At 41.9% G+C, this 6,712-nt stretch carries 3 protein-coding genes, 2 rRNA genes and 2 pseudogenes; 6 read left to right on the forward strand and 1 reads right to left on the reverse strand.

The window, feature by feature from the left end:
• The 6 genes and pseudogenes from Q0230_RS06450 to Q0230_RS06475 form a co-directional block, all read left to right on the forward strand.
• Positions 1-332 (forward strand): 23S ribosomal RNA (locus Q0230_RS06450); the annotation flags it as partial.
• 133 nt (positions 333-465) lie between these two features.
• Positions 466-580 (forward strand): 5S ribosomal RNA (rrf, locus tag Q0230_RS06455).
• 105 nt (positions 581-685) lie between these two features.
• Positions 686-2,728, forward strand: coding sequence for an N-6 DNA methylase (locus Q0230_RS06460; protein ID WP_298609033.1), 2,043 nt, complete (start codon positions 686-688; stop codon positions 2,726-2,728).
• 41 nt (positions 2,729-2,769) lie between these two features.
• Positions 2,770-3,852: pseudogene (locus Q0230_RS06465) on the forward strand (restriction endonuclease subunit S); the annotation flags it as partial.
• 65 nt (positions 3,853-3,917) lie between these two features.
• Entirely contained in the window at positions 3,918-5,141 is a 1,224-nt protein-coding gene (locus Q0230_RS06470; protein ID WP_298609034.1) for an SAM-dependent methyltransferase, read from the forward strand.
• Between the two features lie 30 nt (positions 5,142-5,171).
• Positions 5,172-6,443 carry a hypothetical protein gene (locus tag Q0230_RS06475; protein ID WP_298609035.1) on the forward strand — a complete coding sequence of 424 codons (1,272 nt, stop codon included), beginning with the start codon at positions 5,172-5,174 and terminating at the stop codon, positions 6,441-6,443.
• Between the two features lie 36 nt (positions 6,444-6,479).
• On the opposite strand, the pseudogene Q0230_RS06480 reads toward Q0230_RS06475, so the two are convergent.
• Positions 6,480-6,712 (reverse strand): annotated as a pseudogene (locus tag Q0230_RS06480) (hypothetical protein); the annotation flags it as partial.

Consider the following 6,712-nt stretch of genomic DNA (forward strand, 5'->3'; position numbering starts at 1 on the left):
CGCGAGCTGGGTTTAGAACGTCGTGAGACAGTTCGGTCCCTATCTACCGTGGGCGCTGGAAATTTGAGAGGATCTGCTCCTAGTACGAGAGGACCAGAGTGGACGTACCTCTGGTGTTCCGGTTGTCACGCCAGTGGCATTGCCGGGTAGCTATGTACGGAAGGGATAAGTGCTGAAAGCATCTAAGTACGAAGCCCACCTCAAGATTAGATTTCCCTAGGGTTTTATACCCTCTAAAGAGCCGTTGAAGACTACGACGTTGATAGGTTGGGTGTGGAAGCGCAGTGATGTGTGAAGCTAACCAATACTAATTGCTCGTGAGGCTTGACTATACAACACCCAAACGGTTGTATACGGTTTACCGTGCTTGATTCAGAAACATCGCAAGACAGCAACAAACGACTCAACCAGCCCAATCTGTTTAGTATTGGCAAGCCGCAGAGATGCGACAAGCCTTACAGTTGTGCTGACGACTATAGCAAGAGTGAACCACCTGATCCCTTCCCGAACTCAGAAGTGAAACCTCTTAGCGCCGATGGTAGTGTGGCATTCGCCATGTGAGAGTAGGTCATCGTCAGCTCATTATCCAAAACCCCCGCCTTGAATAAAGGCGGGGGTTTTATTATGCAGTAAAGATGAGCGGATTATTGCATAGTTCTGCATTGGCAACTGACAGGAGTGCGTTATGAAAAAATCTATTCAGTCTGTAGAGCCAAATATCACTGAATTAGGTAATAACTGGTTAAGATCGTATCATTTAGAATACAAATTAGAGCAAGAGCCATTAAATACAGAAATTGATAAAGCTCTCGCTGACTATTTTACGAAAAATGGTGGCGCTGGTGCTAATCGGCCAGATACTAAGCTGTTACTACAAGATAAAGGCATGAATTATTACCCGATATTAATTGAATACAAAGGCTATGAGGATAAGCTGGTAAAGCTTGATCAAGATGGTAAGGTTGAAAATAAAAAGGCAAAAAATGAGCCACACTTTTCAAATATCAATGGATATGCGGTGAATGGGGCAGTGCATTATGCAAATGCCTTGCTACACCACACCAGCTACACTGACATTATTGCCATCGGCATGACTGGTCACAAAGACGAATCTGGAAAAATCCAGCCTAAAATCGGTGTGTACTATGTGTCCAAGAGTAACTTGGGTGCTGGGCAGGAAGTTGGTGAGTTTTCAGATTTCTCTTTTCTAAAAAAAGATAACTTTGATGCGTTTATTGAGCAAGTGAAGGCGCTCAGCTTGTCACAAGATGAATTGGATAAGCTGAAAGAGCAGCGTGAGCGAGAAATTGATGCAAGCCTAGTCAAGCTGAATAATGACATTTATCAGAATGAAAAAGGCTTAGGTGAAAATGACCGCGTTTATTTAGTGGCGGCTTCGATTATTGCCACGCTGGGTATCGCAGGTAAAGTGCCTGTCTTAGAAAAAGAGGAGTTGAAGTCTCTAAGTTATCAAGGTGGGCGCGATGGTGATATTATTATTGGCCGTATTCAAGCATTTTTAGCTGAAAAACAGTTGCCCGATGAAAAGAAAAATCTAATCATTCGGACGTTGTCAAATACGTTACTAACCGAAAACATTAACAAACCTGTCAATGGTGAAAGTCAGCTTAAGCGTGTATTTACCAAGATCGTAGACGATTTGGGCATTTATTACAAAATCGGCCTGACTACTGATTTCACCGGAAAGTTGTTCAATGAAATGTATGGTTGGCTTGGCTTTAGTCAAGATAAGCTGAATGATGTGGTATTAACGCCTTCCTATGTGTCCACGTTGCTAGTGAGGTTAGCACGGGTCAACAAAGACTCGTATGTATGGGATTTTGCAACGGGTTCGGCAGGCTTGTTGGTGGCTGCCATGAACGAGATGTTGATTGATGCCAAAAATAGCATCACCTCACCCGAGAAGTTGCGTCAGAAAGAAGTCGATATCAAAGCAAAGCAGTTATTGGGTTTAGAGTTGCTTTCTAACGTGTACATGCTGGCTATTTTGAACATGATCCTAATGGGGGATGGAAGCTCAAATATTCTGAACAAGAATTCTTTAACGGATTTTGATGGTAAATATGGCTTTGGTTCTACAGGTGAGCCGTTTCCTGCGGATGCCTTTGTACTTAATCCACCGTATTCAGCCAATGGCAACGGCATGAATTTTGTCGAGCGTGCATTGGGTATGATGAAGAAAGGCTATGCCGCGATCATTATTCAAAATTCGGCGGGTTCGGGTAAGGCTAAAGATTACAATAAAAAAATCCTAGAAAAGCACACGCTGATAGCCAGTATTAAGATGCCAATTGATTTGTTTATTGGTAAGGCTAGCGTACAAACCAATATTTATGTGTTTAAAATCGGTGAGAAGCATCAAAAAGATGATGTGGTCAAGTTTATTGATTTTAGTAATGATGGCTATACACGGACTAATCGTAAAAAAGCCAGTAATAACTTAAAAGATACTGATCATGCGCGGGAGCGTTACGAGGAGGTAGTGAATCTGGTGCGCTTTGGTAAGCATAAGCTCAAGTGGCTCACTGAGCGTGAGTACCATGAGGGTGTGATTGATCCCACCAATGGGGCTGATTGGAATCAATCTGCACCGATTGATACGAAGCCGACGCTAGCAGATTTCAAGAAGACAGTGAGTGACTATTTGGCATGGGAGATAAGCAATATTCTCAAATCTCATAAGGATGATGACAGTCTGGGAAAGTAAGTCCCTCACTCAACGACAAGTTAAGTCAAGTTGAGTGGGGTGAGTTTAATCTTGAAAGATTATTTGGAAAATCTACACGCGGTAAGCGTTTAAAGAGCGATGACAGAGTTTCTGGCCATTTGCCTTTCGTAACCGCAGGAGAGACCGATGAAGGAGTCTCTGCATTTATTGGAAATGAGGTAAGGATTTTTTCAGAAAATACCACAACTATAGATATGTTTGGTTCTGCAAAATATCGAAGCTACAAATATGGAGCCGATGATCATATTACTGTTGTTCATACCGAGAAATTACAAAAATTCGCAGCAGTCTTTGTGACGACAGCTATTCATAAGTCATCTCATACAGGTAAGTTTGACTATGGTAGAAATTTCTATCCCAAAGATGCGGATGGTTTGACTGTATGTCTACCTGTTAAAAACGATCAGGTGGATTTTGACTTCATGGAAGAATTTATTGCTGACCTTGAAGCTCAATATAACGCTGCGCTAGAATCTTATCTTGCGACGACAGGACTAAAAGACTATGATCTAACCATAGAGGAAGAAAAGATTTTAGATGAATATGGAAATATTGAGTGGGGTAAATTTAAACTTGGGGTTTTATTTGAAAAAATAACGACCAAGAAGCTGCCTTTCAAAGCAGACGAATTATCAAAACAGATGACAGACACATATACACTTCCATGTCTCACGTCTAGCTTCAAGAATCAAGGACTTAATTATTTTGTCCCTAAAGAAGGAGCAACTATTTTAAAGAACGTAATTTCGATTCCTTCAAATAGTGATGTTTATCGGGCTTATTTCCAATCTAATGAGTTTACGGTCTTATCAGATGCCTATGCAATTCGGTGGGTTCTTGATGGCCGTAAATTATTGCCAAGCCATTATTTATTTGCTGTTCAATGTATTAACAAAGTAACCGATTTGCCTATATATTCTTATAAAAATAAATTAGGAGGGTGGAACGTCGTAAAAAATAAATATATTCAATTGCCAGTCAAAAATGGAAAGCCTGACTATGATCAGATGGCAGTCTTAATCTTAGCGATTCAAAAGCTAGTTGTTAAAGACTTGGTAGATTATGTAGATCAAAAAAGGAGAGAGCTTTCAAAGTCTGTCTGATTGATCGCCTGTCTGGAGTCCAAGAAGCCATACGGATGTTAAACCGTGATTGATGGCTTAATGTTATGATGCGCGCCGTTGATTGTTTGGTGGAGCGTGCCATGACCTCATCTGTTGCAGCCGAATTTATGGCGTGCGTGGCGGCGCATATAGAGCAAGGCGATCTGCAAAAACTCAGTTTGTCGGGCTATTGTGGTGCAGAGCCACAGCTAGAGCGCGCGATCATTTGCCCGATGTTGATCAAAGGGCAGCCGCACTTGAGCGTGGTATATCGCTATACGACGCGTGATATTACCAAAAACTATCCGATTGACGAGGCGCTGACGTGGCTGGCGCAAGTGCTCGGCAGCAGTTTTAAAAATGCGCATCTACAAACAACCAGTGAAACGGTACAATGGCAGCTTGGCAAAAAAAACAAAGTGAAATTTCATCGCCAAGCCCATCAAGCTGCCGAACAGACTGCACCTGTCACCACAGGCCATCAACGCGAAAAGCAGCGCTATCTTGATCAAGGTCGGCCTTTTTTGACGGCACTGGGGGTCACTGATCACCAGCAAAAAGTCATTCCAGCCATGTCGCGTAAATGGAAACAAATCAATAAGTTTGTCGAGATTTTTAGTGGTGCGTTTGCTGATTTAAAGCGAGAGACGGATCAGCCGGTGCGTGTGGTCGATTTTGGCTCGGGTAAAGGCTATTTGACCTTTGCCATCCGTGATTATATTGAGCAAAGCTTGAAGCTCACGCCACAGGTGACCGGCGTCGAGCTGCGTGATGAACTAGTCAGCCTGTGCAATCGGGTGGTACGCGATTGTGCGCTGCAAGGCTTGGATTTTTATCAGGGAGATGTGCGTAGCTTCCACCCTGAGCACGTCGATGTGATGATTGCGCTACATGCCTGTGATGTGGCGACGGATTATGCGCTACATACCGGTATTCGTTTGGGCGCGTCGATCATTATGTGTGCACCGTGTTGCCACAAAGAGCTACGCCCGCAAATGCAGCCGCCCAAACTGCTTAAACCGATGTTGGGGTTTGGGGTACATTTGGGGCAACAAGCGGAGATGCTCACCGACAGTATGCGGGCGCTACTGCTTGAAGCGCATGGCTATGACACCAAAGTATTTGAGTTTGTGGCGCTTGAACACACCAGCAAAAATAAGATGATTTTGGCAGTGAAAAAAGGCCAAACAGCGGCTAAGCAAGCAGAAGTGCTGGCGCAGGTGGCGGAGCTAAAAGCGTTTTATGGGGTGAGGGAGCAGACGTTAGAGCGTCTTCTTCATGATGTTTGAGTATTCGAAATATAGCCAAAAGGTTATTTTATGAGCGATACATGGGATAGTATTTTTAATGTTGAGAATGTTGAAGGGTATTTTCGTGCTTCGGAAGAGCTATTGATTTACCTGAAGGTTTTGATAGAGGAAGGCTATACAGGTGTTGTAATTCCAAGTAGAGGTGTGCTGCCCATATATAGATTGGCTAAAAATATTTGGTTTAATGATTTGAAAGCTATGCCTAATAGAGATGATCGAGTTGCAGAGAAATATAAATGGTCAACATCTCCTATTATGAGCCCTGTTATAATACCTTTTTCAGCCGACCCTAAAGATGCTAAAGAAGATACAAAGAGTATTCGTAAATTCTGGTCTTGTGTGTTGGCTGCACTTGTTCTAAGAAAAGGGGATGATAAATTTTTATTATTCTATAGGTTCTTGGTTGAGAATGTTGCCAAAAAATCTTGGGAAAGTGTCCTGCCAAGAAAGCTACCAAATGAAAAATTTATTTTTATTGATACTGTTGTATCTGGGCGTGCAATTGTGGAGATATTAGATTCTTTGGAGAGTATTGGTCTGAATGATTTCTATTTAATATTGGTGGTTGATGAAAATGGAGAAAGGATAAAAGAAAATTATTTGACAAAGATAGAAAAATACGAATCAGAAGGTAGGTGTCAGAGAATAAAAGTTAAAAATTTATTTACTGAAGACAGAGGGCCGGCAGTTAGTGGTGTATGGAGTTTAGTCTATCCAAAAATTATGTCCTCTTTAAGAGAAAGGTATGATTGGGCTGAAAACTGCTATGGAGCAGGTACTTTTTATCATAAAGTTTCAAGTGGAGCTCGTTTGAACGGTTTTAAAAATAGCATTTCGGACTATAATTTGCCATTAACAAGAATGTACTCCTCTCTTAATTTATGTTATTATTTGAATGTTGCTCTAAAAAATCAGTTGAAGTACTTGATGGATGGAGGAGTTGGGAGAGAGTTGCTGGATTTTGATAAAAGAATGGAAAAGGCTGTTAATGATATCAGAAAGCAATATTATATGACTATGCTTTATATACTAAAAGAGATGATTGATGAATTTAATGCTATTCCAGATATGAGCCCTGTAAATCAAAATACAACAAAAAAAATGGCATATCCTCGAATTAAAGAGATATGGAGTGAGTTTGATCTGAATGTTTCAAGCTCTCATCTTTTAAGGCTGGATTTTTCAGATGAAGAAATTAATAGGCTTTTTTCTCTGTTTGAGCGCGAATATTTGAGAGGTAAAGATGCTTTTTCCACAGAGTCAGATTGGTTTTTATTTTAGAGAGCCACGCTCTATGACGTGGCTCTCCATAAAGAATTAAGCGAACAGTTCACCCTTCGCCGCTTTATCTTTGAGCAACTGCGGTGCAGCAAAACGCTCACCGTATTTGGCTTCGAGGTCAGCAGCACGGGCAACGGCTTTGTCTAGCCCGTATTGGTTGAGGTACTGAATCGCACCACCTGTCCACGGGGCAAAGCCAATCCCAAAGATCGAGCCGATGTTGGCATCTTGTACCGATTCGAGCACGCCTTCTTCCATACAACGCACGG

Source organism: uncultured Thiothrix sp. (assembly GCF_937876535.1).
In the GTDB taxonomy this organism is placed as follows: Bacteria; Pseudomonadota; Gammaproteobacteria; order Thiotrichales; family Thiotrichaceae; genus Thiolinea.

Coding starts and splice junctions, on each gene's coding strand:
- Q0230_RS06460 (WP_298609033.1), top strand. CDS start 686: ATGAAAAAATCTATTCAGTCTGTAGAGCCAAATATCACTGAATTAGGT.
- Q0230_RS06470 (WP_298609034.1), top strand. CDS start 3,918: ATGATGCGCGCCGTTGATTGTTTGGTGGAGCGTGCCATGACCTCATCT.
- Q0230_RS06475 (WP_298609035.1), top strand. CDS start 5,172: ATGAGCGATACATGGGATAGTATTTTTAATGTTGAGAATGTTGAAGGG.